Origin of the sequence: Pseudoduganella ginsengisoli, from assembly GCF_009720865.1 — a bacterium.
Classification (GTDB): Bacteria; Pseudomonadota; Gammaproteobacteria; order Burkholderiales; family Burkholderiaceae_D; genus Rugamonas; species Rugamonas ginsengisoli.
Genome location: NZ_WNLA01000002.1, coordinates 82,104 through 108,507 on the forward strand (window position 1 = coordinate 82,104; position 26,404 = coordinate 108,507).

The window sequence follows — 26,404 nt, forward strand, 5'->3', positions numbered from 1 at the left end:
CGCTTAGCGCAGCGCGTTCAGTTCGCCCCGGCCCCGTAACACCGCGTCAGTGAATGTGATGCTTTGCACGCCCTGCTGGCAGTGCGGGCCGTCGTTGCTGCGGAATTGCACGCTCAGGCTGGCGTCGAGGTTCTTCAGCCGGAAAGTAATCATTTCTGTCGACGGCTGGCCCGCTTCCACCGTGCGGGCCGCGATGCGCACGTCGCCCGTGGCCAGCCCTTTCATAACCACGTTGACCTTGGTGCGGGGACCCGGGTCAGTGGTGTCATAGCAGGCGTGGAAGTATTTGACTTCGTGAACGCCGGCGGCCGGCGTATACACGTATTCCTGGGTTGCCGCAGCCTGCGCGCCGGCACTGGCGCCCATTGCCATGACCAGCGCCGCCAGCACGGCCTTAGAGAATTTCTGCATAGTGTTTTCCTTTGGATGTGAAATTGATGGCCGTGGTTCAGTTCATCGTAAAGCTGCCGTTGCTGGAATACCAGTAATGCGTGCTGCCGCCGGCGCCGGTCCAGGTGCCCAGGTTAAACGTGTTGGCGCCGGTGGCGGTGCCCGGCACCTGGTAGACGCGCAATGCCTGCTGGTTCAGGTACCACGTCAGCGGCGTATTCGGCGCCAGGGTTTCCGGCGCACCCGTGGCCGACACGAAGTTGACGTTGCCGGCGCCATAAATGCGCGCGGCGCCCGCGCTGTCGATGGCCGCTGCCGTGCCTTCATCGGCGGAAATGCCGCGGATACCGGACCATGGCGCGGTGAAGTTATAAATGCTGCTGGCCATGAACGACGTCAGGCGCGGCTGCCGGTTGCGCTGCGCGAAGTGCGTGTCGGTGACGACATTGCTCAGCAGCGAATTTGACAGGAAGGCGTTGCCGATCGCCACCGACGTCGGCTTTTGCAGCACGGTGGTATCGTCGGGCGCCCCGCCCGGATGGTAATACTGGCCTTGGATCGCCATGCCGGCGCTGGTACCGCCCACCGGCGCCTTTTTGGTATTGATCAGGTAATTCAGCGCGTCGCCCACGCCCTGCCCCTTGAAATAATTAATGTAGTCAGCCTGGTTGCCGCCTGCCAGGAACACGGCGCCGGCTGCCTTGATGGTCTGCACGACGCAAGCGTCATTGGCTTGCGCTTTGCTGGTGATCAGCAAGGTCTGCACGGAATTGACGCCGCCCAGCCCATAGATGTAGTCGTTGTAGGCATTGGTGCCAGTCGAACGCAGTACGACGAAGTCGCCGCCGCCGGATTTCGCATTCATCCATTTGATGGCTTCGTCCACGTCCGGACCACCGCCCATCAGCACCACACCGCCAGTGGTGGTGGTGGCTTTCGGCGTCGCATTGCCGGTCTTGCCGAGGTTGACGCCGTTCGGGAATGTACATGGCGTCGTGGCGCCGCCCGGCGGTGTGGCGCCTTGCGGGAACGTCGCGGTCAGCGTGTAACGCCCCGAGCCGGAATAGCTTTTGACGCGAATGTAATACGTGCCGGCCGCAGTGGCCGTGTAGCTGCCGGTTTCAGGATTGCTGGTGGTGGAGCGGTAGGCAACGTAGGAACCGGTGTCCTTGTACAGATACCAGTCCAGGTCGATACCGGCGTCATGCGTCAGGCTGATGTCGATGGCCCCGGGGCCCGACACGTCGAGCTTGTACCAGTCGTAATCGGTAGAACTCGAAATGGCGCCACTGACGGCCATGCCTGAACACAGCCCGGTGTTGGCTTGCGTGTCGGTGTTATTCGGCTCTGTCTCGACAGTGAGGCAGGCCGCAAAGGACCACTGGCACGTCAGGGCGGCGCCTGCGAACAGGAGCCCCTTCAACTTCGAATTTCTCGTCATGTCATCTCCAATTTGTTATGACTGCGGGTGCAGTGCGTTTATGTGCAAGACTTCGGGCGAAACGTGGGTGCGGCGGGACGCGGCCGAGCGGAATGCCGGCCAGCCAGGGAATGTAAATAACTTTTCAGATTTTTACACGCTGAAAATAAATATTCAGCGACGTTGACTGTAGCTGTAAAAAAATGAACATTCAACTAGTTCATGAAAATTTTTTTACGCGCTACAACAGGTGGGAATTGGGAAGGCGCTGATACTGTTCAGCCAGGCAAGACAGGGATCGCCATCCCGGCGAAAACAGGTTTGCCCCAACTGCGGGAGAAGACAGGAAGCCGGAGCCTGAGGGCGTACCCGGCAGGCGCGCTGACTCGATTACGTCAGACAGCGCTTCCCAATGCTTCCAAAAGCGCCTCATTGTCCAGCGCCAGCCCCCAGCCATTGCCATGCACCAGCTGCGGCAGTGGCAAGCGCGAACGCCAGCCCTTGGCTTCCAGTTCCGGCTTGCTGAGGAATTCGCTGACATAGCCTATGCACAGGTAGGCCACCGGATATACGTGTTCCGGCAATTGCAGGGTGGCCGCCAGCTCTTGCTGATCGAGAATACTGACCCAGCCCACACCGATCCCTTCGGCCCGCGCGGCCAGCCACAGGTTTTGCACAGCCAGGCACACGCTGAACAAATCCATTTCCATGATGGAGTTGCGGCCCAATACATGCGGGCCGCCACGGCTGCGGTCACACGTGATGCACAGGTTCAGCGGGCTTTCCAGGATGCCTTCCAGCTTCAGGCGCTTGTACAGCGAAGCCTGGTCGCCTTCATAGTTGTCCAGTGCTTTCTGATTTTCCCGCTGGAAGATCGCATGCACCTGCCGCCGCACGTCCACGCTGTCGATGACAATGAAATCCCATGGCTGCATGAAGCCGACCGATGGCGCGTGATGCGCCGCCTGCAGCAGGCGCGCCAGCACGTCCGGCGGCACGGGGGCGGGCAGGAATTGGGAACGGACATCGCGCCGTTCGCGGATGGCTCGATACAGGCCAGCGCGCTCGGCGTCGGAGAAAGCGTCGGAAGAAACAGTCATATGAGAAGCGGCAAGAGTGCACAAGGGCGGCATTATGCCGCACGCAGCGGCATACTTCTCAATAACCGCGAAGATATTACGCCGTATGCAAGCGCTTATGCATATTCCGCAGCGACAGCCACACGGCGCCCAGCACCACCGGCACCGCCAATCCAATCACCACATCCGGATTGCCGATAATGCCCGCCGCCTTGACCGCCTTGGTCGAATACCCGATCAAGCCGACCACGTAGTACGAGATTGCCGCCACTGACAAGCCTTCCACCGCCTGCTGCAGCCGCAATTGCTGCGCGGCGCGGCGGTTCATCGATTGCAAAATCTTGCGGTTTTGCTGTTCCTGGATGATGCCCACACGGGTGCGCAGCAAGTCATTGGTGTTGGCCACCCGCCGCGCCAGCGCTTCCTGCCGCGCCGCGACGGCCTCGCAGGTATTCATCGCAGGGGTCAAACGGCGGTCCATGAATTCCGCCACATTCGGAATCCCTTCGATCCGGATTTCGCGCAATTCATCGATACGCGCATGCACCAGGCGGAAGTACGCTTTCGACGCCGAGAAGCGATAGCTGGTTTCCAGCGACAGCTTTTCTATGCGCGCCGCCAGGCGGGTAATTTCACCCAGCAGCTTTTGCTCAACCACGCCGTCACCCATGCCGTCTTCAATTTGCGCGGCATCGGTCTGCACCATATCGGCCGCCAGCGTCACCAGTTCGCCTTCGATGGCATTCAATGCCGGTGCGGCTTGCTGCGCCTGCGGCAAGCCGAGCAAAGCAAACATGCGGTACGTTTCAATTTCCAGCACACGCTGCACGAGGCGGCCCGCCTGCTGCGCGCGCATGCCGACGTCGCGGATGACAAAACGGGAAAAGCCGTCCGACTGGATCGCGAAGTCGCTATACAATTCGCCGCCCTGCATGACCTGGCTGCCCGCCATCGTATTGCCTTCAAAGATGCGCTGCAGCGATTCGACTTCCGCACCGCCCTTTTCCAGCGCCACGTGCGCCGCCACCATGACACGGCCCTTCAACGACAGCAGCCATTCCTGCGGCAAGTGCGTCACCGGCATATGCTCGAACGCTTCCTCCGTCGTGTATTCCAGATCGGGGCGCAGCGCAAACGTGTACGTGGAAAACTCCGTATGGCATTCCCACTTCAGGCGGAACTTGCCAAAGTCGTGATAAAAGTATTTGGCGTCATTGGCCGGCGCCGACACGCCGAAATGCGCGCACAGCGCATTGAGCGTCTTGTGGTGGATATGGCCGCTGGGCGCGCCCGCACCCAGGTCAGGATTGCGGTAAATCGCGAAATGGGAAATCAGCTCCGGCGCTTCGAGCTTCATGAAAGGACGCGAGTGGATTTCCGCGGCAAGCGGCACGCGCATCGCGTGGTTCAAACTGGAGTAAACAATGGGCATAGATGGGCGGGGAGACTAGTAAATTTCTTTGGCGGCGTTACGGACGGCGCGCAAAAGCAAGTCGGCGCCGGGCGACAATAAGTGGTCCTGCTGGCGGATCAAGCCAAAAGCGTCCATCTTGAATGGCAGCTCGATCGGCAGGATGCGCAGGATATTCAGCGATTCGTAATAGCGCGCCACTTCCAGCGGCATCACGTGCAGCGAATCAGTCTGGTGCAGCAGCGGCGTCACCACCAGCATGTCCGTGGTGTCGACCACATTGCTAGGCGGTTCCAGGCTGGCGCGGCGGAACATCATGTCGAAACGGTGGCGCATGATGGAGCCAGGCGGCGGCAAAATCCATGGCTGGCCGGAGATGTCGGACAGCTTCAAATCCTTGCGCTCCTGCAGCGGGTGCGCAGGACGGGCCACGGCGCATGCCGGTTCTTCCGTCAATTCTTCATAGATCAGCCCTTCCGAACCTTCTTTTTCAAGAATGCGGCCAATCATGAAATCCAGGTTGCCGTGCTGGAGCATCCCCATCAGCACATTCGACGGCTGCACGTGCACGCCGATGCGCAGCAGCGGCGCCTGCTGTTTGACTTTGGCGATGGCTTGCGGCAGCAACGCCATGGCCGGCGTCATGATGACGCCCACTTCCACCTGGCCGACCAGGCCGGCCTTCAGCGCCAGCACGTCATCGTGCGCCAGCGACAGGCTGGTGAGCGCCATGCGCGCATGGCGGATCATGGTCTCGCCATAAATGGTCGGTTCCATACCGCGCGGCAGCCGGTCAAACAGCCGCACGTCCAGCATTTCCTCGAGATCCTTGACTTGCTTGGATGCCGCGGGCTGCGTCATATGCAGCGCTTCCGCGGCACGGTGGATATTGCGGTGTTCGTCCAGCGCGATCAATAACAGCAGCTGGCGGGTTTTGAGCCTGGCGCGCAGGAACCAGTTCGGGTTCAGGGTATCCATTCAGCGATCATATCATTACCGATATCAAACCTGCACAATATCGGCAATGCCGATATCACCCTTGACAGCCAGGCGCGGGATTCCCCGCCGGACCTTCGTCAGTCTGCGGAACAAAGCGGATCGTGCCATCCGCGTTGTAATGCAGTTCTTCGACCGCGACGGAGCGGCGGAATTCCGCACCGCCGGGCAACTTGGCGTTATGGTAGAAGATGTATGACTTGCCATTGAAGTCCACAATCGCATGGTGAATGGTATTCACGTTCGCGTTCTTTTCCATGATCAGGCCGCGGTATGTCCAGGGACCGGTTGCGCTCGGGCCGGTGGAGTATACCGTCTCTTCCGGGAAATGGCGCGACCACGATAAATAATATGTGTTCCCACGGCGGTGCAGGTATGACGCTTCCGTGAAGTGCGGTACCGCTACCGTGCGGATCGGGCCTTCAAACTCGATCATGTTGGGTTTGAGTTTCACGTACTTCAGCACCTGGTTGCCCCAGTACAGGTACGCCTGGCCATTCTTGTCGGTGAACACGGCCGGATCGATGTCGTCCCACGCGATATCGGTCTCTTTGGTCATGTCATTGGTAATGATGGCGCTGCCGCGCGCATCCTTGAATGGGCCCGTTGGGCTGTCCGACACGGCCACGCCAATTGCCTTGCCCGGCTTGTCCTTGTGCTCGACCGTCGCATAGAAGTAATACTTGCCATTGCGCTTAGTGATGTCCGCAGCCCACGCATCGGCCTTGGCCCAGGCGAAAGTCTGCACGTTCAACGGCGCGCCATGCGCCTTCCAGTTCTTCATGTCGCACGACGAATAGACACGCCACTCCTTCAGCACGTAATCCTTGTCTTCAGGTTTCGCTTCGTCGTGGCCGACGTATAAATACACGCGGTTGTTGTCCACCAGCGCTGCCGGGTCGGCCGTGAAGATATCGGAAAACAGCGGGTTGCCCGCCGTTGCAGGGGCGCACAGCGCCAGGCCGGCTACTGCGGTAGCCAGCGCGGACTTTTTTAGCATGGAGTCTCCTCGATTTAACTATTTTTTGGGTTGAACGACAGCAGGCGCTGCACCACGCAAAAGATGAACAGCAAGCCGCCAATGACGATCTTGGTCCACCACGAACTGAGCGTGCCGTCAAACGCGATCAGGGTCTGGATCACGCCAAGGATCAGCACACCGGACAGCGCGCCCGCCACATAGCCATAGCCGCCAGCCAGCAAGGTGCCGCCAATGACTACTGCAGCAATTGCATCGAGTTCCGTGCCCTGCGCATGCAAGCCATAGCCCGACAACATATAAAACGCAAACAGCACACCGCCCAGCGCTGCACAAAAACCGGACAGCGCATAAATCGCGATGCGGGTACGGCCCACATCCAGTCCCATCATGTGCGCCGACTGTTCATTGCCGCCAATCGCATACACGGCGCGGCCAAATGGCGTGCAGTGGCACACGTAGATGGCGATGGCCAGCAGCGCCAGCGCAATCACGGCGCCCGGCGACAGGAAGCCGCCAAAGAAAGGCAACTGCGTTTGCGACATGGCGACAAACAGCGGGTTATCGATGGTGATGGATTCAATGCTGATCAGGTAGCACAGGCCACGGGCCAGGAACATGCCGGCCAGCGTCACGATGAACGCCTGCAGCTTGAAGTAGTGGATCAGTGCCCCCTGCGCCGCGCCAAACAGAGCGCCCAGCGCCAGCACGGCAATAATGACCGGCAATGGCGGATACCCTGCGCGCAGCAGCGCGGCACTGATCATCGTGGTCAGCGCCAGCACGGAGCCCACCGACAAATCAATGCCGCCGGACAGGATCACGAAGCTCATGCCGATCGCCAGCACCAGCAGGAAGGCGTTATCGATCAGCAGATTCAACCCCACCTGCAGCGACAGGAAGCCCGGATAGGCTGCGGCGCCGGCGCCAAACAGCAGCACCAGCAAACCCACCGTTACCAGCGGCGTGAACGATGGCGCCGCCATCAACCTTGTCGCGCTCATACGCCCCTCCGCGTGATCATTTGTTTGAATTCGGCGGACTGCGACAGGCACACCAGGAATACCACGATGGATTTCACGACCATGTTGACTTCAGGCGGAACGCCCAGCGAATAAATCGTATAGGTCAGCGTCTGGATAATCAGCGCCCCGAGGATGCTGCCCGCCAGGCTGAATTTTCCGCCGGCCAGCGACGTCCCGCCCAGGGTCACCGCAAGGATGGCATCGAGTTCCAGCAGCAATCCCGCATTGTTGGCGTCCGCGCTCTTGATATTGGAGCTGATCATCAGGCCCGCGACGCCGGCGCAAGCCGAGCAAAACACGTAGACAAACAAGGTCAAGGTGGCGGTTTTCAAACCAGCCAGGCGCGCGGCGACCGGATTGATGCCGACCGCCTGGATGAACAGGCCCAGCGCCGTCTTCTTCATCAGGAAAGCCAGCGCACCGGCAACGGCCGCCACGACAAACAGTGAAAATGGCAGCCCCGCCAGGTATCCGCCGCCGAGGAAGAAGTATGGCTGGTAATACACGGTGATGATCTGGCCATCCGTCAGCAATTGCGCGAGGCCGCGGCCCGCCACCATCAGGATCAGGGTCGCGACAATCGGCTGCAAACCCAGGCTGGACACCAGCAAGCCATTCCACACGCCGCACAGCAGCGCGGCGCCCATGGCGGCCGACAGCGCGTACGTCAGCGTATTGGCCGGCGCCATGTCGCCGCCTATCAGCATGGCCGCCACCGTGCCGGACAAGGCCACTACGGCGCCGACGGAAATGTCGATGCCGCGCGTGGCAATCACCAGGGTCATGCCCAGCGCGGCCAGCATCAGCGGCGCTGCACGGTTGATGATGTCGATCACGGAACCGTACAAGTGCCCTTCTTTCCACTCCAGGCGGAAAAAGCCGGGAATGAAAATCAGGTCGATCAGCAGCAGCGCCAGCAAGGCGGCGGCAGGTTTGATTAAGGGATGCTTGAGTAAATGTTGCATTGACATTCCGTGGCGAACCGCCGTTTGCGGCGCCGGACGCTCAGTATGGATTCCCGCCTGCGCGGGAATGACGGTAGTGGTGGCGGCAGCCATGCCGGTTACGCCGCTGTTTTGGGGGGCGCTCATACGGCCTCCCCCGCAATCGCCTGCAGCACCGTGCTGTCATTGAGTTCGCCACGGCGGTATTCGCCGCACGCCTTGCGGTCGCGCATGATGACCATGCGGTCGCTGGTGCGCACCACTTCCGGCAATTCCGATGAAATAAACAGCACCGACATGCCATCCTTGCATAGCGACGTCACGTAATCCATGATTTCTTCTTTGGCGCGGATATCGATGCCGCGCGTCGGTTCATCGAGGATCATCAGCTTCGGCTGCGTCGCCAGCCAGCGCGCCAGCAGCACCTTTTGCTGGTTGCCGCCGGACAGCGTGCCGATCGGCGTTTCAATGCCGGCAGTCTTGATGCCCAGCCAGCGCACGTAATCGTGCGCCAATTCCTGCTGGCGTTGCATCGGGATCGCGCGCCACATGCCGGCCCGCGCCTGCATGGCCAGGATCAGGTTTTCCCGCACCGACAGCGACAGGATCGCCCCTTCCAGCTTGCGGTCTTCCGAGCAGAGGCCGATACCGGCCTGGATCGCATCGCGCGGATTGGCAAACACGGAACCCGTATCGCGGCCATCGATGTGGATGGAGCCGCTGTCCGCCTTGTCCGCGCCGAACAGCAGGCGCGCCAGTTCCGTACGGCCCGAACCCAGCAAGCCGCACAGGCCCAGCACTTCGCCTTTGCGGATCGCCAGCGTGGTCGGCGCCAGTGCGCCGCGGCGGCCTAGCTCACGGGTTTCCAGCAGCGTAGGAGCATCGGCCGGCACGGCAGCCGCCGCTGCCACGCTGCCATCGGCCTCGGTTCGCAGGGGGGCCGCATTGTCCGCCGCGCCGATCATTTTGTTGACCAGCGCAAGGCGCGACAGTTCGCTGCACCGGTACTCGCCCTCCAGCTGGCCATTGCGCATCACGGTGATGCGGTCGGAAATCGCGTACGTCTGGTCCAGGAAGTGCGTGACGAACAAGATCGCCATGCCCTGTTCGCGCAGCTTGCGCAGCACGGAAAACAGCAGCTGCACTTCCGCTTCATCGAGGCTGGACGTGGGTTCGTCGAGGATCAAGACTTTGGCCTGCACATTCAGCGCGCGGGAAATCGCCACCATTTGCTGGATCGCCAGCGGATAGCGCGACAGCGGCTGCGACACGTCAATCTCGACATGCAGCTGCTGCAGCATGCGCGACGCATCTTCCCGCATTTTCTTCCACTGGATGGCGCCAAAGCGGCGCGGATAGCGGCCGATGAAAATGTTTTCCGCGACCGACAAGTTCGGGCACAGGTTGACTTCCTGGTACACGGTGCTGATGCCCAGGTCTTGCGCTTCCAGCGTGGAACGGGGCGCGATTGGACGGCCCTCCAGCAAAATCTCGCCCTGCTCCGGCGTGTACACACCGGTCAGCACCTTGATCAGCGTGGATTTACCGGCGCCATTCTGCCCCATCAGCGTATGGACTTCGCCGGGATACAGGCGCAAGCCCGCATCGGTGAGCGCTTTCACGCCCGGGAACTCTTTGTGAATGCCGGTCAGTTCCAGGACCGGCTGCTTGGTGTCTGCCACAGGGATACCTGCTTAGTATTTGCGCTCAGTATTTGCGATTAGGCAGTTCCTTGGCCGCGACTTCGGCCGGGAAGACACCCTCGTTGACGATGATGCGCTTCTCCACCGGCTGGCCCGCCACCACCTTGCGCGCAGCATCGATCAGCTGTGGACCCAGCAGCGGGCTGCACTCCACGGTGACGTTCAGCTTCCCGGCCATCATGGCCTGGAATGCGCCTTTGACGCCATCAATGGATACGATGATGATGTCCTTGCCCGGTTTCAGGCCCGCTTCTTCGATGGCCTGGATGGCGCCGATCGCCATGTCGTCATTGTGCGCGTACAGCACATTGATGGATTTGCCCAGCGATTTGAGGAACGCTTCCATAACCTCCTTGCCCTTGGCACGGGTAAAGTCGCCAGTCTGCGTGCGCACCACTCTCAGTTTCGGGTTGCCCTTGATGACTTCTTCAAAGCCCGCCTTGCGGTCAATCGCCGGCGCGGAACCCACGGTGCCTTGCAACTCCACGATGTTCAGCGGCTTGTCGCCGTTTTTCTTCGCATAATCGAGCAGCCAGCGGCCCGCCTTGCGGCCTTCTTCCACGAAATCGGAACCAATCAGGGTCGCGTACAGCGATGGATCGCTGACGTTGACGGAGCGGTCCGTCAGGATCACGGGGATCTTTGCGGCTTTCGCTTCACGCAGCACGGTATCCCAGCCCGATTCCACGACGGGGGAAAACGCGATCAAGTCAACTTTTTGCGCGATGAACGAGCGGATGGCCTTGACCTGGTTTTCCTGGCGCTGCTGGGCATCGGCAAACTTCAAGGTCACGCCTTCTTTTTTAGCGGTATCCTTGATGGAGGCAGTGTTGGCCGTGCGCCATTCGCTTTCAGCGCCGACCTGGGAAAAACCAATCACCAGCGGCTTGGCGGCCATGGCGTGAGGGAGGGTGGCGGAAGCGAGTGCCAGTACGGCGCCAGCCAGGATAGTCCTGCGGGTTGGATGCATGCTTGTCTCCATAGTTGGTTTTGGTCCTTCGGCCAATGGTAGGAGAAAGTTGCATATCAATCCAATTCAATTTTTCACATTAACGATATCGAAATTGGTATGATGATGCCATATCAGCAATAAACTGAGGATCGCCATGACCAAACTCCCGACGTCCCGCCGCCAACTCGCTTATATGGCGCTGGTTTTGTTTGCCCCTGTCGTGTTGACTGTTGCACTGGTTTGCTGGGCGCCGCCCAAGCCGGGACAGACGCAGGCGGATATGTGGATCGCGGTGGGCGTCGTGGCACTGCTGGTTGTCATGATGACGGCCATCCTGTCCCTTTCCGCCCTGCGCCATGCCATCGACATCACCCCGGATACGCTGGTCGTCAAACACAGCATGTACACGCTGAAACTGGAGCGCGCGGCCGTCACGTCGGCCACGGTGCGTGAACTGCCATCGATGGATGCGGCGCGCCTGTCGACGAAAAAAAATGGCACCGCGCTGTTCGGCTACTATTCCGGCTGGTTTTGGGATACACGCAGCAACCTGACTTTTTGCGCCGTCTCCGGGCAGCCCGTCTATCTGGTGGCGTTCGAGGGCAGCGCCAAATGCCGGCAACTGGTGTTAAACGCCAGCCCGGAAGTGGCGCAGCGCATTGCCGCCTGGGCCAATCCTCCCACAGCCAACTGAAGTCAGCCCGCAGCGCCGCCGCTGTTTGTCCGCCCAGCCGAGGCCACCTGCACGTTATCTTCGTTCGCCGCCGGACCACGGTTCGAAATCAAATGACGGTCCGCCCCCGCATACACTTTCCGGTAGCGCAGATACCCGGCAATCTTCCAGCTTTCCCGCCCTTCCGTGCGCATGCGCGGGATGGCCTTGGTCTTGCGGTACGCAGCGGCGGCAGCAATTTGTTCATCGTTTAACGGGCTGCTGGTGGGCGCGTCAGGATCTTGCGGCGTCTTTTCAAACCGCTCCTGTTTCACGGCCCATTTTTCCAGCATTTCCAGCGTGCCTTCTTCGCTGTCCGGATCACTCAGAGACAACTTGAACCATGCGCGCGAATCATGGACGTATTCGTCAAAGAAGCGCAAGCCCGCTTCCGGCAACGGCGGTTCGGTATCCCACCAGCCGGCGATTTCATGCCACTCGTTTTCCTTTTCATTGTCAAAGCCCGGATGCTGGCTGACGGGGACGCCATCGACCTTGCGCGTCTTGCGCCACGTTTCAAATGCCTGGATTTCCTCCTCCAGCTCAACGTACGCGCTGTGCAAGTCATTCTTGTCGAAGTTCGTCGCGCGGCCAAAGCTGGCGGACGTATCGATACTGGTCTTGCCGGACACCCGGCGCCCGCGGTGGTACTGGATGCGCAGCTTGGTCTGTTCGCGCATGATTTCCGTCAGCGTGCCGGTCGTGTGCTTGCACAGCGCCAGGTAGGCGTTGATGGACTCGATCACTTGCGGCGTGATGGCGAACCGCTTTTGCACAGCCGCACCAGCCAGCTCCAGTTTCAACGGCACGCCGGACAGGCGCGCTTCGCGGTACATATAAATCAGCGGGATACGCGGCAGCATGTCCGCGCCATCCGGATCGACGCCGCGCCCTTGTTCGGTGGGACTGTAGCCGCAGCCCACGTCCGAGTGCACACCCGGCACCACGACTTCTTCGCAATTCGGCGGCAGCATGCCGTTGACCGATACCGAATCCAGCGGGAAGCTGCGCCGGATTTCATGTGCTGCCGCCAAGTGCACGCAGCGCTTGATTTCCGGCGGAATGCGCAAGTTTTCTTCCGCGTCGGCCCACGCGCCGTGGCCATCAAAGATGCGGCCCCAGAACGTGTTGCCAAAACTGTTGCCCGCACCGACCGACGCCACCGTGTCATAAATGCCAAGGAAATCAAATTCCACGGGAAAGCCGCCCAACGTCATGCCAGACTTGCCGCACATCTGCGCATCGAGTTTGCACAGCGAGATCAGCCAGTTGGCAAACGCCCGCGCCTGCGTCGCGCCGCGCGAAAAGCCAAACGTTGAGACATAAATGGTTTTGACGATGGCCGGGTCGCATTTCGCGGGTTTGCCATCGGCGCCAGGCCAATGCTGGGCCACGGCCTTGTGCAGCCGCTTCAATACCCCCATCAGCAATTGCTGCGTCATTTCGTTCTGCGCCTCGTTCGGCCCGTGCGCGGCGCCGCGCCGGTCCAGCGGCATCTGGCGCCGGTGCCATTTGCTCAAATCCATGCGGTTGGCCAGCGTGTGCGCCTCTGTGGAATCGACCAGCGGGCGCTTCATGAAATAGCGGTGCACGTTGTTAATCGCCTGCAGCAGCCCCCATGCAATGCGCGCCTGGCCGCCACGGCCCGTACTGGCGCCCATGGTCAGGGTCACGCCCTCGCCACTGTCGCCCACTTCCTTGAACGGCGACGCGACACCGGGAATATACGTGCGGAAGAAATGCGTATAGCGGTCGGGGTTGTAGGTCCACTCGGTGGAATCCGGCAGCACGCCTTTTACACTCAGTCCCGGGAAGCAGTCGTACAGCCGCGCCACGTTGGAGTGGTTCTTGCCGGTTTCGGCCTGCACGTAGTTGTTCTTGGTGCCGTCGAAGAAGAAACCGAAGAACAGGTTGGTGGTGCAGGATTGGCCGGGGATGCCGAGGGGGGGGTGTTCGATTTCAAGCCTCTCCTTGAACTGTTCGCGCTCCCTGAACGTAAAAAACTGATCGTTATCTGCCGCACTACGGAAGGACGGAGATATCTGCTCAATAAGTCGCGTGCTCATTGCATGCTCTCCTTTAGCCGTTTGACTCTTTCCTCGCTCAAACGTAGCGAGCGCTGATATCGATCCCTAAGCCATTCCTTAAATTTAGGATCCGAAGCATTGACAAAGCCTGCCAAATCTTTAGGACTATATTTGCTTCTGATTTTCCAGGCTTCCTCTGTAGCCAACACAGGATCTTTTTCTAACTCAACCAATAGCGCCTTACTAGACGTCACATCTGATTCCGCAAGTGATAAATACAGGCGCTGGCGTTCCTGAACATAGGCATTGGATGGCACAGGCCACCCCTTCACTTCCCCCGGCCATTTCTCATGATCCGGTTGGTAATCGCTTGACACCACCTTCACACTGCCGTCAACCTGCCGCAGAATCCATAACTCGCCTGGTTTGCCGTCCACGTACGGCGGCATCTCAACCAAAAAGCTCTGCTTCACTTCTGGTATTTTTCCGTCAGCTTGTTTGGGCAGCCAGTGCGTCGAGTTCACCTTAACTTGCATGCCAGGCTTCCATTGCTTCGGCAAGTCATAGCAGCACATCGTCCCGCCAGCGCCAAAGCGATTGATGGTTTCGCCGCCGGCCTTGTTCTTGGCGTCAGTCGGGTCCTCAACCGTATAGCTGAATTCCTCATTGCTGTAGTTCACACCGTGCACGCTGACGGGCACCGTTGATTTGCCCAAACCAGCATGCGCCGAGCCAACCAGCAATCCAAGCATCACGCCGACTATTAATACTGTTCTCACTTATATCCATCCTTTACGTTCATGCTCTCGAGCCATCTTCATGCCTGTCACGCCGCGGCAATACGCCACGTTTCCAGCGCAGCCATTATCCGCACCTCATCCGCCCGCACGCCACGCCGCACGCACTCCACGCACCAGTCCACACGCAGCCGAGCATCCAGCTGCGCCACATCGGCCGCGGCCAGCGCCTGCGACACCAGCGCATGCGCCACCGACGGCGCCCCCTCGTGCCGCACACCGCGATCCGCCAGCCGCACCAGCATTTCATCGGCGGCGCTATCGTCCACCATGGCGCCGAACTGCCGGTCGCTCAAGCGTTGCGGGCGCTCCTGCACCGGATGTCCGTCACCCGGCAAGGCCAATGCCTGCCATTGCCCGCTACGCCCCACGTAATGCCAGCGCCGCGCCGGCCCGGCCAGTTCGCCCAGTTGGCGCGCATCCAGCGCCCGGACGATCCCGGGCAGGCGGCGCGTATCCGCAAAGCGGAAATTAAACCGCTGGCCATCGTTCTCGACCACGCACCACGCCGCCAGCCGCGCCGCCAACGCATTCAACGGTTCGCGCGTTTCCAGCGCACTGACCATCGGCCGCCCGCTGCACTGCGCCAGCAAGCCGTCCATGGTCCGCGAACCCGCCGCGTAACGCACGACAAACGGCGACGCATCGCGCACCGGGTCGCTGCAGCCAGGCAGCGTTTCAAACAGCAGCGCGACCGATTCATCGCCCAGCGCGGCGCTGAACCGCCTATGCAGTCCCGGCGCAAACACGCCATCGAGTAGCAGATACAGCGCCCATCCGTCATCGAGCGCATGGGCCGCGTCGTCGAGCTGCGCCAGCCAGCCTGCGGCAAATTCATCGATCCACATCGTCATCCAATCGCAGTAAACGCCGGCGCCGCTGCCAGCGACTTCTTCAGGCATTCCAGGCAAATGCTGTTCGGCAGTTCCGGCAGCGGATAATCGTTTTGCGCCGGTCCGTCAAAACTCTTTTTCCCGGCCTGGATCGTGATTTTCCCCGGCGCCTGCACAGTGATATTGCCGCCTTCAATCGTGATGCTGGCGCCGCCCGCCGTGGCCAAGGTGATGCGCCTGGCGGCAGCCCAGTCCACATGGGCATTGGCGCTGACCACTTGCAAATCGTCGCGCGACTGGATCGCCAGCGTGCCGGCTTGCGCCTGTACATCCACGTCGCCTTGCGCGGCAATTGCCTGCAAGCCGATACCGCCGTCGCCCGCCGCCACGGCGCCGCCCAGCATGCCGATGGCCTGGCGGCTGTGCACGCGCAGCTTGCCGCCGGACTGCCATTGCGTATCCGCCCCGCTCATCAGGGTGACTGTTTCGCCATTGGCGAGCTGCACGTCCTGGCCGGCCACGACGCCCAGGCCGCCCCGGGCGGCAATGGCAATGACGGGATCCGTCAAGTGCGGCAGCTTGCCGTCCGCAGGCGCCGTCTGCTTGTCCGCCGCATCGGCCAGCGCCGCATCGGTTCCGCTATCGCTGACCATGCCCGAGAGCGCCGTCAACAGCGCAGGCAGCGGCGCGGCATTGTCATCGAGCCTGCTGGACGATGCCTTGGCGGCGCCTGCATGGCTGGACAGCGCCACTGTCGCGTGGGACGTGGCAGCGCCGCTGAACGACTGGGCAATCGCCACGGCCTGCTTCATCAATGCGATACCGGCAGTATTGTCGCCGGCCGGTTCGCGCGCGGCGGCGCTGTGGCTGATGCCATAGCTGGTCACCAGCAAGCCCGCTCCGGCGCGCACTGCGCCGTAGGCATCGGTGCGCAATTCCGCGCCCTGCCCGCGCAGGCTGCCACGGTAATTATCGGCGCTGTGGATCAAATGGCCCAGGTTCAGTTCCGTCGCCGCATGTGTGGTTTTCAGCTGCACACGGCCCTGCTGGTCCGTGTCGTCAAACAACAGCTGGTTGTAGCCGCTGCCGCCGAATTCCTTGCTGCGGATGCCCCACTGCGCCGCGCCATTGCGGTGGCCCGCGCTGTCACCCGACGCGCCGTGCCATACGGGGCTGTTTCCGCCCGCCACGTTGCCCTGGCCGGATACCGCATGGTCGCGCGCCCGGTCAAATGGCGATGCCGCGTCCTGTGCCGCTTGCCCTCCCGGCGTCGGCGCTACGCCGCCTTCGCCCTGGCCGTTATACAGAGCGCCAACGATGACGGGGCGGTCGATGTCGTTTTCCAGGAATTGCACCAGCACTTCCTGCCCGATGCGCGGCAAGAACTGGCTGCCCATGCCGCCGCCCGCGGCGCGCTGCGCGACGCGCACCCAGCACGTGGCATTGCCGCCGTCTTGCCAGTGGAAGCGGATACGCACCCGTCCCAGCCGGTCGCAATACAATTCATCGGCGCCTTGCGGCGATTCCGCGCCATCGGCGCCCACCACGATGGCGCTCTGGCTGCCGTTTGCCGTGGGCTTGTGGTGGTGGCGTCCATCGCTGTCCTGCCATTGGGGCCGCCATGGCAAGCTCGATGGCGCCGCCTCGAACAGGTTCGCATAGCCGCTGGTGCGCGCCTGCGCCACCGCCAGCGCGAAGTCGGCATCCGCTTCAGGCGGCGAGTAATCCTGCAGCAATTCCGGGATCGGGCCAAACAATTCCGCCAGCGCGGCGCTGGCCGGCTGCGGCAAATTATTGATGCCGACACTGCGCACCCGCACCACGGTGAATGCGGCTTCACTATCCTGCGCCAGCGGCGCGCCGTCGATCGCCAGCCTTACACCGGCGCGCAAGGTACGCAAGGTCGAGCGCCCGCGCCACCACTGGCTGCGCGCTTCGCGGCCCTGCATCTGCAAATCCGCATAACGCTGGGCCTGGGCATTGTTCGCATAGTGGTAAGGGCCCGGCGCATCGAAATGCTCCAGCGCCGCCAGCATGCCATTGCCCGCCGCGTCCGATACCGCGCCGGCCGCCACCACGCGCCCCGCCTTGTAGTCATAGCTGAGCAAACTGGTCAGCGCAACGCGTGCGGCCCGCCCCGCGTGCAGCGCCTGCACCGTGTCGTCCTGTTCTCCGGCCCGCGCGCCATGGAAACGCGCCGGGCTCGATGGGTCGTCCGGCACCGCGCAGCGCTGGGTACTGTCGGCAAACAAAACCAGTTGCGCGCCATCGCCATCTTCTTCAACGCGCCACGCCAGCCCTTCTTCGGCCAGCAGCCGCCCGACGAACGCCAGGTCGCTTTCCCGGTACTGGCAGCAGTAACTGCGCGGCGCGCCGCCGGCCATACATTGCGCAGTTTCTTCGCTCCAGCGCCAGCGCGCCAGCGGTGCGTAGGCGCCAAACACGTCGTCAACGATGTCTTGCACGCTCTTGTCTTGCCATACGCGGCTGTTGCGCACCTGGCCGAGGCGCCACAGCCAATGCGTCAACGTTAGCCGGTAGCGCGCCAGCCCGCCGTTGCTGCCCAGCTGCGCCACGGCGCTAACGTCGCCCGTGAAGGCGCAGCGCGTACCATCGGCGAGGCTGATTTGCAGCGTGGCGGGTTTGCCCACCAGCGCCGCCACGTCGATCTGCGCGCTGGCCGACAGCACGATCACGTCGCGCCGCCCCAGTCCCTGCAGCGCATCATCCGCCGTAAACGCTTCCACCAGCAGCGCCTCGACTTCGCCGCCGTCGCCAAAGGCCAGCGCATATAAACGGGACTGGCTGGAATAGGCCGCCAGCGCGGCAAGAACCTGGCCCGGCAGGGCCTGCAAAGAAGCTAAAGACATGTTGCAATGAGAAGATTGTTCCGTTACCGCTTTTGCCCGCCAGAGCAACCGCCTGACGCCTTGTCGTCCCCTTGAGCGCACGGAGCCGTGCGCGCAGCCTGCTGCGGCCGCGTATGGGCGACCAGCGCGGCCAGCAATTCCACATCATTGTCCGACGATGCCGGCAGCGGCTGAAGCGCTTTCTTGTGCGGTTTTTCTTTCGCGATTTTCTCGGCAGGCGCCTTGGCTTTGGCAATGCGCGCATGACGTTCTTTTACCTTCGCCGGCACGGCTTTGCGCTCCCTGGCCACCGCTTTATGCACGGGTTTGGCGGCCGGCTTGGTGTCCGCCGCAGCCGGTTCCGCATCGACGATCGTCGCCGCCGTGGAAGGTTTATCCTGCGATGGCGCGGCCAGCGCGGAAGCCAGCGCCACCGCAGGCGCCGCCACCGCTGCTGCCGCTAGCGGCGGCTCGGCTGGCGTGGAAGGCGCAGCTTCCGCCGCCTGTGGCTGCCCCGCCGCTGGCGCCGCCAGTTGCCGCACGTAAGCCGCGGCATTCTCATCGCCACCGGAGACCACGGCAACCTGCGCAGCATGGCTGTCCGGAGCGGCATCGCCCTCCACGCCCTTGGCCACGCCCGCCAATTGCGCGGTACTGTTCACATCCCCCATCACCAGCGCTGCAGTTCCGCCCATTGCAGCCAATACCAGCACGGCGCCCGCCACCAGCCCTTTGCGGCCAGGCCGCGTGCGCACGCGCGGCGCCGATGCCCTTCCGCCCGCACTATCGAGTTCGCTGAGGATGGATTTAGTCTCACTGGCTTCAGGCCCGGCAGCCAACAGGCTGGGCCGCGCAGGCGCAGGCCGCTGTGGTTCGTCGTTTTGCAAGATTGACTCCTTGATAATTTTCGCGACTTTACCTGAAACAGGCAAATAACGATGCTCCTGTTCAATCGTGCGCGGCCTTATCAGGACAGCAATATATACTCCAGGCAATGTTTTTTGAATAACTTTTGACAGGCTTGCGGAGGGTGTAGTGGTTTTGTTGGTGGTGGCGATGTACTTCCTGCTCGCATGCCTGGCCGCATGGCTGGCCCTGTTCCCGTCGGGACGCGCGATGGTGGCGGGATTGCTGCAGGGCGCCCTGCACAAGACGGGCGCACGTTGCCGCAACCGCTGGTCGGCCTTCGCCACCGGCGTGCAGCGCACCGCGGCACAGGGCCGCAACGCCGGCCTGGCGCAATGGCAGGACGCCGCACACTTCGTCCGCAGCCACGCGCTGCTGTGCGCGGGTGGCCTGGTGCTGCTGTGCTTCCCCCTGGTGGTCGCACTGTTTGCAGGGAACCGGCTCACGCTGCGCGACTATGAAACATCGACGCGGGAAGTCAACCCGCAGGTGGCGGCCCTGCTGGAAGGCGAACAGCTGGCGCCGCCACCGCCGCTGCCGCCACTGGTCTTCACGGCTGCCGAAGTGGAACTGGTGCGCCCGATGACAGCCAGCGCCAGCCGCGACTGGGCGCTACTGGACAAGGATTTCGCCCAGCGCCTGCTGCTGGCGTTCCGCATCATGAAGGAACGCCATGGCTATGACATGGCGCTGCTGGAAGGCTACCGCAGCCCGCAGCGGCAAGATGCGCTGGCGGCGCTGGGCGCCGGCGTCACCAATGCGGCCGCCTTCCAAAGCTGGCACCAGTACGGCCTTGCCGCAGATTGCGCGTTCATCCGCGACGGCAAGCTGGTCATCAGTGAACAGGACCCATGGGCCATGCGCGGCTACCAGCTGTATGGCGAAGTGGCGGCGTCGCTGGGCCTCACGTGGGGCGGCAACTGGAAGATGCGCGATTACGGCCATGCAGAATTGCGTGTGGCCGGCACGATGAAACGCTAAGCAACGGAAAATCTCAGGAGAGCAAACATGGCAGGGCCATTCATTACCTTGGGCGACAAGCTGTCGCACGGCGGCGCCGTGACGGAAGCGTCGCCGCACAGCACCACCGGCGGCAAGGGCATTGCCCGCGTGGGCGACAAGGCCAGTTGCTCCAAGCACGGCACGGTCACCATCGCCACCGGCGACGCCACCATGATCGTCGACGGCAAGCCCGCCGCACGCCATGGCGACAAGACCAGCTGCGGCGCCACCCTGATCGCTTCCCAGCAAACCACCGTGGACCAGGTTTGATCCATGCAGCTCTGGTTGAAAGGATTATTGCAGTCGGTATTGGCGTTTGGCGCCAGCTGGTTCGGCGCCGTGTGGTACTGGCGCAGCACCAACCGCATGCCGGCCACTGGCGAGCTGGCGACGTACCTGATTGCGCTGCCGGTCGCCTTGCTGCTGGCATTCTGGGTGCTGGCCAAAGGCGCCGCCTTGTGGCAGGCACGCAGCGCCGCGGCGCCCGCTGGACCCGTGCAGGACAACCCAACACCCGCCGATACCACCGCCGTTGCTGCCCCCATTGCCACCACAGCGGCACTGCACATTGCTGCCGCCGCGCTATGCGTACCGCACGGCGAATCCGCAGCGGAGCTGGAACGAGCCCTGGCAGCGAACACGGCCCGCGCGGAACTCGATCCGGCATTGGAAGACGACGACGGCTTCCCCGTCATGTGCGCCCGTGCCGCCTATATCGACGAAGCAGCCATGGAAGAATCCATCCGCCAGTGGCGCGAAGACGAATCGCTGCCGCCCATGGCGGCACGGCCTGAATACTGGCGCGCACTGGCGCTGGCGACACCCGTGATGCGCGATCTGGCCGTCACGGCAGCCAGCCATGAAGCGCTGGCGAACAAAGGTTCCGCCGCGCAAACCGTCCCCATGCTGCAACTGGCACTGCTGCTGCCCGCCGATTGGCCCACGCCGTGGCGCGAAGCAGCCGGCCAATGGCTGCAACAGCAGCTTGCCGGCATAGGCTGGCCGCGCCAGCGCAGCGCAGTGACCATCTATCCGGAATCAACGCCTGCCACCCTGCTGGCCATGTTGCACGGCAGCGGCCTGCCGTGCTTCACGCTGTTGCTGGCCTGCGCATCGAACGTGGGCAGCCACACGGTAAACCGGTGGAGCGAACGGAACGTGCTGTTCACTGCAAAGCAGCCGCAAGGCTTGATGCCCGGCGAAGGCGCGGCCGGACTGCTGCTGGCGTCCAGTGAGCATGCCGCCCGGATGGATGCACTGTCCGCGCCGGCGCCGCAACTGGCAGCCATCCACGCCGGCAGCGCCGGCCGCAACATATTGACCCAGCTGGCGCAATCGTCTTGCCAGACGGCGCCTGCGCGCATCGTGGCCGACACGGGCCACAGCAGCGAGCGCGTGATGGAAGTGATGGGCGCCGCGCACGCGCTGCTGCCCGAACTCGATCCCACGCAAGACATTGCCACCTTGGGCACTGCCACCGGCCATGCGGGCCATGCCGGCGCGATGGCAGCGCTGGCGTACGCCGTACATGAAACCCAGGCGCGCAATCAACCCGTGCTGTGCCTGACCAATGAAGATCCCCAACAACGCTGCGCGGTGCTGATTGCCCCGGCAGCGTCTGCAACACCAGGAAGCTGACCCATGACTATCGCTACACTCCGGTCCCAACTTACTTTACGCAATGGCTTGCTGCTGGCCGGCTGGATCGCGCTGGCCGCCGTCTTGCTAGCCGGCGCGGCGCTGCTGCGCTGGCCAGCATGGCTGCCGTGGACCATCTTTGGCACGCTGTTTGCCGTGGCAGCCGCATTCTGGCTGGGCCAGCGCATGCGCCGCTTGCGCGCGTCGCGCAGCCTGGGCGACATGCTGGAAAAGCAGGCCGCGCCACGCGCCGATGCATTGCAAAAGCAGGAAACCGATGCGCTGCGCCAGCGCATGCTTGGCGCCATTACCACCATCCGCCAGTCCAAGCTGGGCCAGTATTCCGGCAACGATGCGCTGTACGAATTGCCGTGGTATATGGTGATCGGCAATCCGGCAGCCGGCAAAAGCACGGCGATTGCCAGCTCCGGCCTGCAATTCCCGCTGGCCGACAGCAAAGTCGTGCAAGGCGTGGGCGGCACCCGCAATTGCGACTGGTTCTTCACGACGGACGGCATCTTGCTCGATACGGCAGGCCGCTATGCGGTGGCCGATGAAGACCGCGCCGAATGGTTCGGCTTCCTCGACTTATTGAAGAAGCACCGCAGCAAGGCGCCCATCAATGGCGTCATCATTGCCGTCAGCGTGGCGGAACTGGCAGGCAACCGCCCGGAATTTGCCGTCAACCTTGCTAAAAATTTGCGCCAGCGCGTGCAGGAAGTCACGGAACGCCTGGCCGTGCATGCCCCCGTGTACATCGTGTTCACCAAGGCCGACTTGATCAATGGCTTCAATGAATTCTTCCAGGATTGCGAACTCGGTGAGCGCGACCGCGTGTGGGGCGCCACCCTGCCCTACAACCAGCAAGCCACCAGCGCGCAATTGCTGGACTTGTTCGACACGCGTTTCGACGAATTGCACGAAGGCTTGAAAGACATGAGCCGCGCCAGCATGGCGCTGCAATGGCGCGAACGCATGCCGCCCGGCGTCTTCACGTTCCCGCTGGAATTCGCTTCCATCAAAGGCCCGCTGCGCACCTTCGTCGCTACCTTGTTTGAAGAAAATCCGTTCCAGTTCAAGCCCGTGTTCCGGGGCTTTTACTTCACCAGCGCACTGCAGGAAGGTGAAACCGTGTCGGCGTCGTCGCAGCGCGTGGCGCAGCGCTTTGACTTGAACCTGCAATCGCCTGGCCACGAAGCCCGGCATCAGCAGCAAGGCTACTTCCTGTTGAACCTGTTCCGCCAGGTGATCTTCGCGGACAAGCAACTGGTGGCGCAATACGCGAGCCCGGCCCGCACCCGCATGCGCTATGCGGCGTTCTTCGCCGCGATGGCGATTGCCGGCCTGGCGCTGGGCGGCTGGAGCTGGTCATACATGAGCAACCGCCAACTGGTGGCCAATGTGGAAGCGGACTTGCAGCAGGCGGCGCGCCTGCAGGATAAGCGCATTGATCTGCAATCGCGCCTGCAAGCGCTGGAAGTACTGCAAGACCGGATAGAACAGCTGGACAATTACAAGAAAAGCCGCCCGCTATCCTTGAGCCTGGGCCTGTACCAGGGCCAGGCGCTGGACCGCAAACTGCGCGAAGAATATTTCAGCGGCGTGCGCGCCGTGATGCTGACACCGGTCGCGCAGGCGCTGGAAGGGTTTCTCACGGAGGCCAACAGCACGGACATGCAGCCGGTAGCCGCTAACAAGGCGGCACCGGCAACACCGGCTGCCGCCCAGCCCTTCAAGGATGCGTCGCCCGCCAGCGCGGAAGACGCGTACAACGCACTGAAAACTTACCTGATGCTGGGCGACCGCACCCGCGCGGAAGCCGGCCATTTGAATGACCAGCTGACGCGCTACTGGCGCGCATGGCTGGACGCCAACCGTGGCGCCATGCCGCGCGAACAAATGATCCGCAGCGCCGAGCGCATGATTTCGTTCTACCTGTCGCAAGTCAACGATACGTCATGGCCCACCATCGACAACAAACTGGCGCTGGTTGACCAGAGCCGCGACAAGCTGCGCAGCGTGATCCGCGGCTTGCCGGCGCGCGAACGCGTCTACGCGGACGTCAAAGCCCGCGCCGCGACCCGTTTCCCGTCGATGACGGTGGCCCGCATCGTGGGCGACCAGGACAAGGACCTGCTGCTGGGCAGCTACGCCGTGCCGGGCAGCTTTACCCGCGAAGCGTGGGAAGGCTACGTCAAGGATGCATTCCGCGAAGCCGCCAACGGCGCCATGCAAAGCGCCGACTGGGTATTGAAGACGTCGTCGAAAGATGATTTGACCTTGGAAGGCAGCCCGGAACAAATCCAGAAGTCGCTGGTGGAACTGTATAAAAACGATTACGCGAAAGAGTGGCAAAAGTTCATGCAGGGCGTGACAATCCGCGACCTCGACGGCTTCCAGCAAGCGGCTGCCGCCATGAACCGCCTGGGCGATCCGCAGATTTCGCCATTGAACAAAGTCATCGCCGCCGTGTACCAGCAAACGTCGTGGGATAACCCGTCGCTGATCGATGCGGGTGTGCAGCAGGCGCAGCGCGGCGTGGCGGCATGGTTCCGCGAAACCATCTTGCGCCAGACGCCATCGCAAGTGAATATCTCGCTGCCTTCACCGTCCAGTTCCGCGCAGCCACAGGCGCTGCCGCTGGGTCCTGTGGGCCGCGAATTTGCCGGTGTCGCGAAACTCGTGGTGGCCAAGGACAAGGATGCGTCGCTGATGCGCGGCTATATGGAACATTTGGCCAAGCTGCGCGGCCGCATCAACCAGATCAGCAACCAGGGCGACGCGGGCCCCGGTTCCAAGCAGTTGATGCAGCAAACGCTCGATGGCAGCGGCTCCGAACTGGCCGAAGCGCTGCGCTACGTCGATGAACAAATGCTGGTGGGGATGAGCGACACGCAAAAAGAGGCGCTGCGCCCGTTGCTGGTGCGCCCGCTGATGCAGACGTTTGCCGTCATCGTTCGTCCAACCGAGGAGGAAATCAATAAAGTGTGGAGTGCACAGGTGCTGGAACCGTTCCGCCGCAGCCTCGCGCTGAAATATCCGTTTGCCACGGAATCCAAGCAGGAAGCCACCAATGCGGAAATCGGTGAAATCTTTGGTCCGTCCGGCGCCATTGCGAAATTCTTTGACGCGACCGTGGGACCGCTGGTAGTGCGCCGGGGCGATACGCTGAGCAGCCGCACGTGGGCCAATATGGGCATCAACCTGGCGCCGGCCGTGGCATCGAGCTTCCCCGCATGGGTCGCGCCGCTGAGCGCAGCCGGTGTCGCCAATGCGGCGGCAGCCAGCGGCGGCGAAGCGCAAACCCGTTTTGAATTGCAGGCGCTGGGCGCGACCGGTGCGTCGGAATTCACGATTGAAATCGATGGCCAGGCGCTGCGCTGGAAAGGCCAGCCGCAGCCGTGGGTCAAGATGGTGTGGCCGAATCCGCAGGGCATTCCCGGCGCGCGTATTACCGCCATAACGCCGGAAGGCCGTACGGTCGTGCTGCTGAACGAACCTGGCCACTTTGGCTTGAAGCAAATGGTCGATGCAGCGAACCGCAAACGCAAGGATGGCATGTTTGAACTGGCATGGAATAACAATGGCGTCACGGTGACGGCCAACCTGAAAGTGGAAGCCGCGCCGCCGCCCCCGCCGGCGCCCGTGCCGCAGCAGGCATCGGGCTTCAAGCGCCTGCGCTTGCCAGATACGGTCGTGGCGCCCGCCAACACTGGTGCAGCAGCTAACGTGGCAGTGGCGGAGGTGAAGCAATGAGCCGTGGCATGACTCCCGCCAGCATTGGCTATTTCGGCAAAGTGCCGGGCCGTGGCGACTTTGTGAAGGCCAGCGATAATCCCGCGCTGTTGAAAGTGCTGGATGACTGGCTGGCGCGCGCGATGGATTTGCTCAGCACGGACGCCCGTTGGAGGCACAGTTATGACTCGCTGGCGCCGCTGCACTTCGCCTTTGTCGGCCCGCGCCGCCGCCATGCCATTGGCGGCCATATCGTGGCCAGCAGCGACCAGTCCAGCCGCCGCTTCCCGTTCCTGATGGCCAGCAGCATGGAAGCGCCGGAACCGGCCGGCTTCGTGCCGAATGCGCCGCTGGTGCTGAGCCGCCTGTGGACGCGGCTTGAGTTCCTGGCCGAGAACGTGGTGCGCGCGGCCGAACCGACCGGCGCGCTGCAGGCGGCATCGGCCCAGGTGGTGGAACTGGATTTGCGCCCTGCCGCCTATGACGCCGCGTTCAGCGACTTCATGGACATGCAGACGGTCGGCTCGCTGGAAGCCATGCTGGCGCAAGCCGGTTTCCAGGGCACCGTGCGCCAGTTGCTGCTGGCGCTGGGCATGCTGCTGCAGCCGGTATTGGCCAGCAGCTCCAGCCGCCTGGAAAAAAGCCTGCTGCTGCCGCTGCCGCATGACCCGATGTACCGCAGCCTCGTGGCCGCGTACTGGATGCATGTGATTACGCCGTTCCTCGCACGGGCGGATTTCGAACTGGCGCTGTTTGTCACGCACATGGCGCAGCAGCCCGTTCTGGTGCTGGGTTTCTCCGGCGCGTCCGCCCAGACGCTGCAAGCCATCATGGATCCGCAAGTGGGACAGGAACACCATATCGCGTTCGACCAGCTGGACTGGGTGGACGAGCAAGTCCATTCCGACTATGCGGGCAAGAAAACGTCTACGTACCTGTCGCAACCGAATTTATCCCTCAAGTCCGCGCTCGCCATGCTGCACGCGGCGTACATAGGAACTTGAAC

21 protein-coding genes are annotated in these 26,404 nt (G+C 62.4%); 6 read left to right on the top strand and 15 right to left on the bottom strand.

The features are described 5' to 3' along the window. Positions 1-3 precede the first annotated feature (3 nt). The 10 genes from GM668_RS05110 to GM668_RS05155 form a co-directional block, all read right to left on the bottom strand. The gene (locus tag GM668_RS05110; RefSeq protein WP_155437871.1) at positions 4-411 is read right to left on the bottom strand and encodes a hypothetical protein; all 408 of its coding nucleotides are present in this window, start codon (positions 409-411) and stop codon (positions 4-6) included. A gap of 37 nt (positions 412-448) precedes the next feature. Next, positions 449-1,831 (bottom strand): pre-peptidase C-terminal domain-containing protein, encoded by a 1,383-nt coding sequence (locus tag GM668_RS05115; protein WP_155437872.1) that lies wholly within the window; start codon positions 1,829-1,831, stop codon positions 449-451. Between the two features lie 374 nt (positions 1,832-2,205). Further along, positions 2,206-2,910 carry a 5,6-dimethylbenzimidazole synthase gene (bluB, locus tag GM668_RS05120; RefSeq protein WP_155437873.1) on the bottom strand — a complete coding sequence of 235 codons (705 nt, stop codon included), beginning with the start codon at positions 2,908-2,910 and terminating at the stop codon, positions 2,206-2,208. Positions 2,911-2,986: 76 nt separating this feature from the next. Further along, the gene (locus tag GM668_RS05125) at positions 2,987-4,321 is read right to left on the bottom strand and encodes a DUF3422 family protein (protein WP_155437874.1); all 1,335 of its coding nucleotides are present in this window, start codon (positions 4,319-4,321) and stop codon (positions 2,987-2,989) included. Positions 4,322-4,336: 15 nt separating this feature from the next. Further along, complete coding sequence (locus GM668_RS05130) at positions 4,337-5,278, bottom strand: LysR family transcriptional regulator (protein WP_155437875.1); 942 nt, start codon at positions 5,276-5,278, stop codon at positions 4,337-4,339. 55 nt (positions 5,279-5,333) lie between these two features. Beyond that, positions 5,334-6,296, bottom strand: coding sequence for a glycoside hydrolase family 43 protein (locus tag GM668_RS05135; RefSeq protein ID WP_155437876.1), 963 nt, complete (start codon positions 6,294-6,296; stop codon positions 5,334-5,336). A gap of 14 nt (positions 6,297-6,310) precedes the next feature. After that, the gene (yjfF, locus tag GM668_RS05140) at positions 6,311-7,279 is read right to left on the bottom strand and encodes a galactofuranose ABC transporter, permease protein YjfF (RefSeq protein ID WP_229498950.1); all 969 of its coding nucleotides are present in this window, start codon (positions 7,277-7,279) and stop codon (positions 6,311-6,313) included. Beyond that, positions 7,276-8,271 (bottom strand): ABC transporter permease, encoded by a 996-nt coding sequence (locus tag GM668_RS05145; RefSeq protein WP_155438126.1) that lies wholly within the window; start codon positions 8,269-8,271, stop codon positions 7,276-7,278. The genes yjfF and GM668_RS05145 overlap by 4 nt, the downstream gene beginning before the upstream one ends. Before the next feature lie 116 nt (positions 8,272-8,387). Further along, positions 8,388-9,932: a sugar ABC transporter ATP-binding protein gene (locus GM668_RS05150; RefSeq protein WP_170305514.1), complete on the bottom strand. Its 1,545-nt coding sequence runs from the start codon at positions 9,930-9,932 to the stop codon at positions 8,388-8,390. 19 nt (positions 9,933-9,951) lie between these two features. Beyond that, positions 9,952-10,917 (bottom strand): ABC transporter substrate-binding protein, encoded by a 966-nt coding sequence (locus GM668_RS05155; protein ID WP_155437877.1) that lies wholly within the window; start codon positions 10,915-10,917, stop codon positions 9,952-9,954. A gap of 136 nt (positions 10,918-11,053) precedes the next feature. Here GM668_RS05155 and GM668_RS05160 point away from each other — a divergent pair, with 136 nt between their 5' ends. Beyond that, entirely contained in the window at positions 11,054-11,593 is a 540-nt protein-coding gene (locus tag GM668_RS05160; RefSeq protein ID WP_155437878.1) for a hypothetical protein, read from the top strand. A 2-nt stretch (positions 11,594-11,595) separates the two neighbouring features. On the opposite strand, the gene GM668_RS05165 is transcribed toward GM668_RS05160, so the two are convergent. From GM668_RS05165 to GM668_RS05185, 5 genes are read right to left on the bottom strand one after another with little or no spacing between them, the layout of a single operon-like run. Further along, positions 11,596-13,677 carry a T6SS phospholipase effector Tle1-like catalytic domain-containing protein gene (locus tag GM668_RS05165; RefSeq protein ID WP_155437879.1) on the bottom strand — a complete coding sequence of 694 codons (2,082 nt, stop codon included), beginning with the start codon at positions 13,675-13,677 and terminating at the stop codon, positions 11,596-11,598. Further along, a complete protein-coding gene (locus tag GM668_RS05170) occupies positions 13,674-14,417 on the bottom strand; it encodes a DUF3304 domain-containing protein (protein WP_155437880.1) in 744 nt (247 codons plus the stop codon). The genes GM668_RS05165 and GM668_RS05170 overlap by 4 nt, the downstream gene beginning before the upstream one ends. 47 nt (positions 14,418-14,464) lie before the next feature. After that, the gene (locus GM668_RS05175) at positions 14,465-15,337 is read right to left on the bottom strand and encodes a DUF4123 domain-containing protein (protein WP_155437881.1); all 873 of its coding nucleotides are present in this window, start codon (positions 15,335-15,337) and stop codon (positions 14,465-14,467) included. Then, positions 15,286-18,138, bottom strand: coding sequence for a type VI secretion system Vgr family protein (locus GM668_RS05180; RefSeq protein WP_155437882.1), 2,853 nt, complete (start codon positions 18,136-18,138; stop codon positions 15,286-15,288). Before GM668_RS05180 ends, GM668_RS05175 begins: the two co-directional genes overlap by 52 nt. 23 nt (positions 18,139-18,161) lie before the next feature. Further along, the gene (locus GM668_RS05185) at positions 18,162-19,004 is read right to left on the bottom strand and encodes a hypothetical protein (protein ID WP_155437883.1); all 843 of its coding nucleotides are present in this window, start codon (positions 19,002-19,004) and stop codon (positions 18,162-18,164) included. Positions 19,005-19,152: 148 nt separating this feature from the next. Here GM668_RS05185 and GM668_RS05190 point away from each other — a divergent pair, with 148 nt between their 5' ends. The 5 genes from GM668_RS05190 to tagF are packed head-to-tail and all read left to right on the top strand — an operon-like array spanning position 19,153 to position 26,402. Beyond that, the gene (locus GM668_RS05190; RefSeq protein ID WP_170305497.1) at positions 19,153-20,004 is read left to right on the top strand and encodes a M15 family metallopeptidase; all 852 of its coding nucleotides are present in this window, start codon (positions 19,153-19,155) and stop codon (positions 20,002-20,004) included. A 27-nt stretch (positions 20,005-20,031) separates the two neighbouring features. Continuing rightward, positions 20,032-20,295, top strand: coding sequence for a PAAR domain-containing protein (locus GM668_RS05195; RefSeq protein ID WP_155437884.1), 264 nt, complete (start codon positions 20,032-20,034; stop codon positions 20,293-20,295). 3 nt (positions 20,296-20,298) lie between these two features. After that, a complete protein-coding gene (locus GM668_RS05200) occupies positions 20,299-21,663 on the top strand; it encodes a hypothetical protein (RefSeq protein WP_155437885.1) in 1,365 nt (454 codons plus the stop codon). 3 nt (positions 21,664-21,666) lie between these two features. Then, complete coding sequence (gene tssM / locus GM668_RS05205) at positions 21,667-25,419, top strand: type VI secretion system membrane subunit TssM (RefSeq protein WP_155437886.1); 3,753 nt, start codon at positions 21,667-21,669, stop codon at positions 25,417-25,419. Then, the gene (gene tagF, locus GM668_RS05210; RefSeq protein WP_155437887.1) at positions 25,416-26,402 is read left to right on the top strand and encodes a type VI secretion system-associated protein TagF; all 987 of its coding nucleotides are present in this window, start codon (positions 25,416-25,418) and stop codon (positions 26,400-26,402) included. Before tssM ends, tagF begins: the two co-directional genes overlap by 4 nt. Positions 26,403-26,404 lie beyond the last annotated feature (2 nt).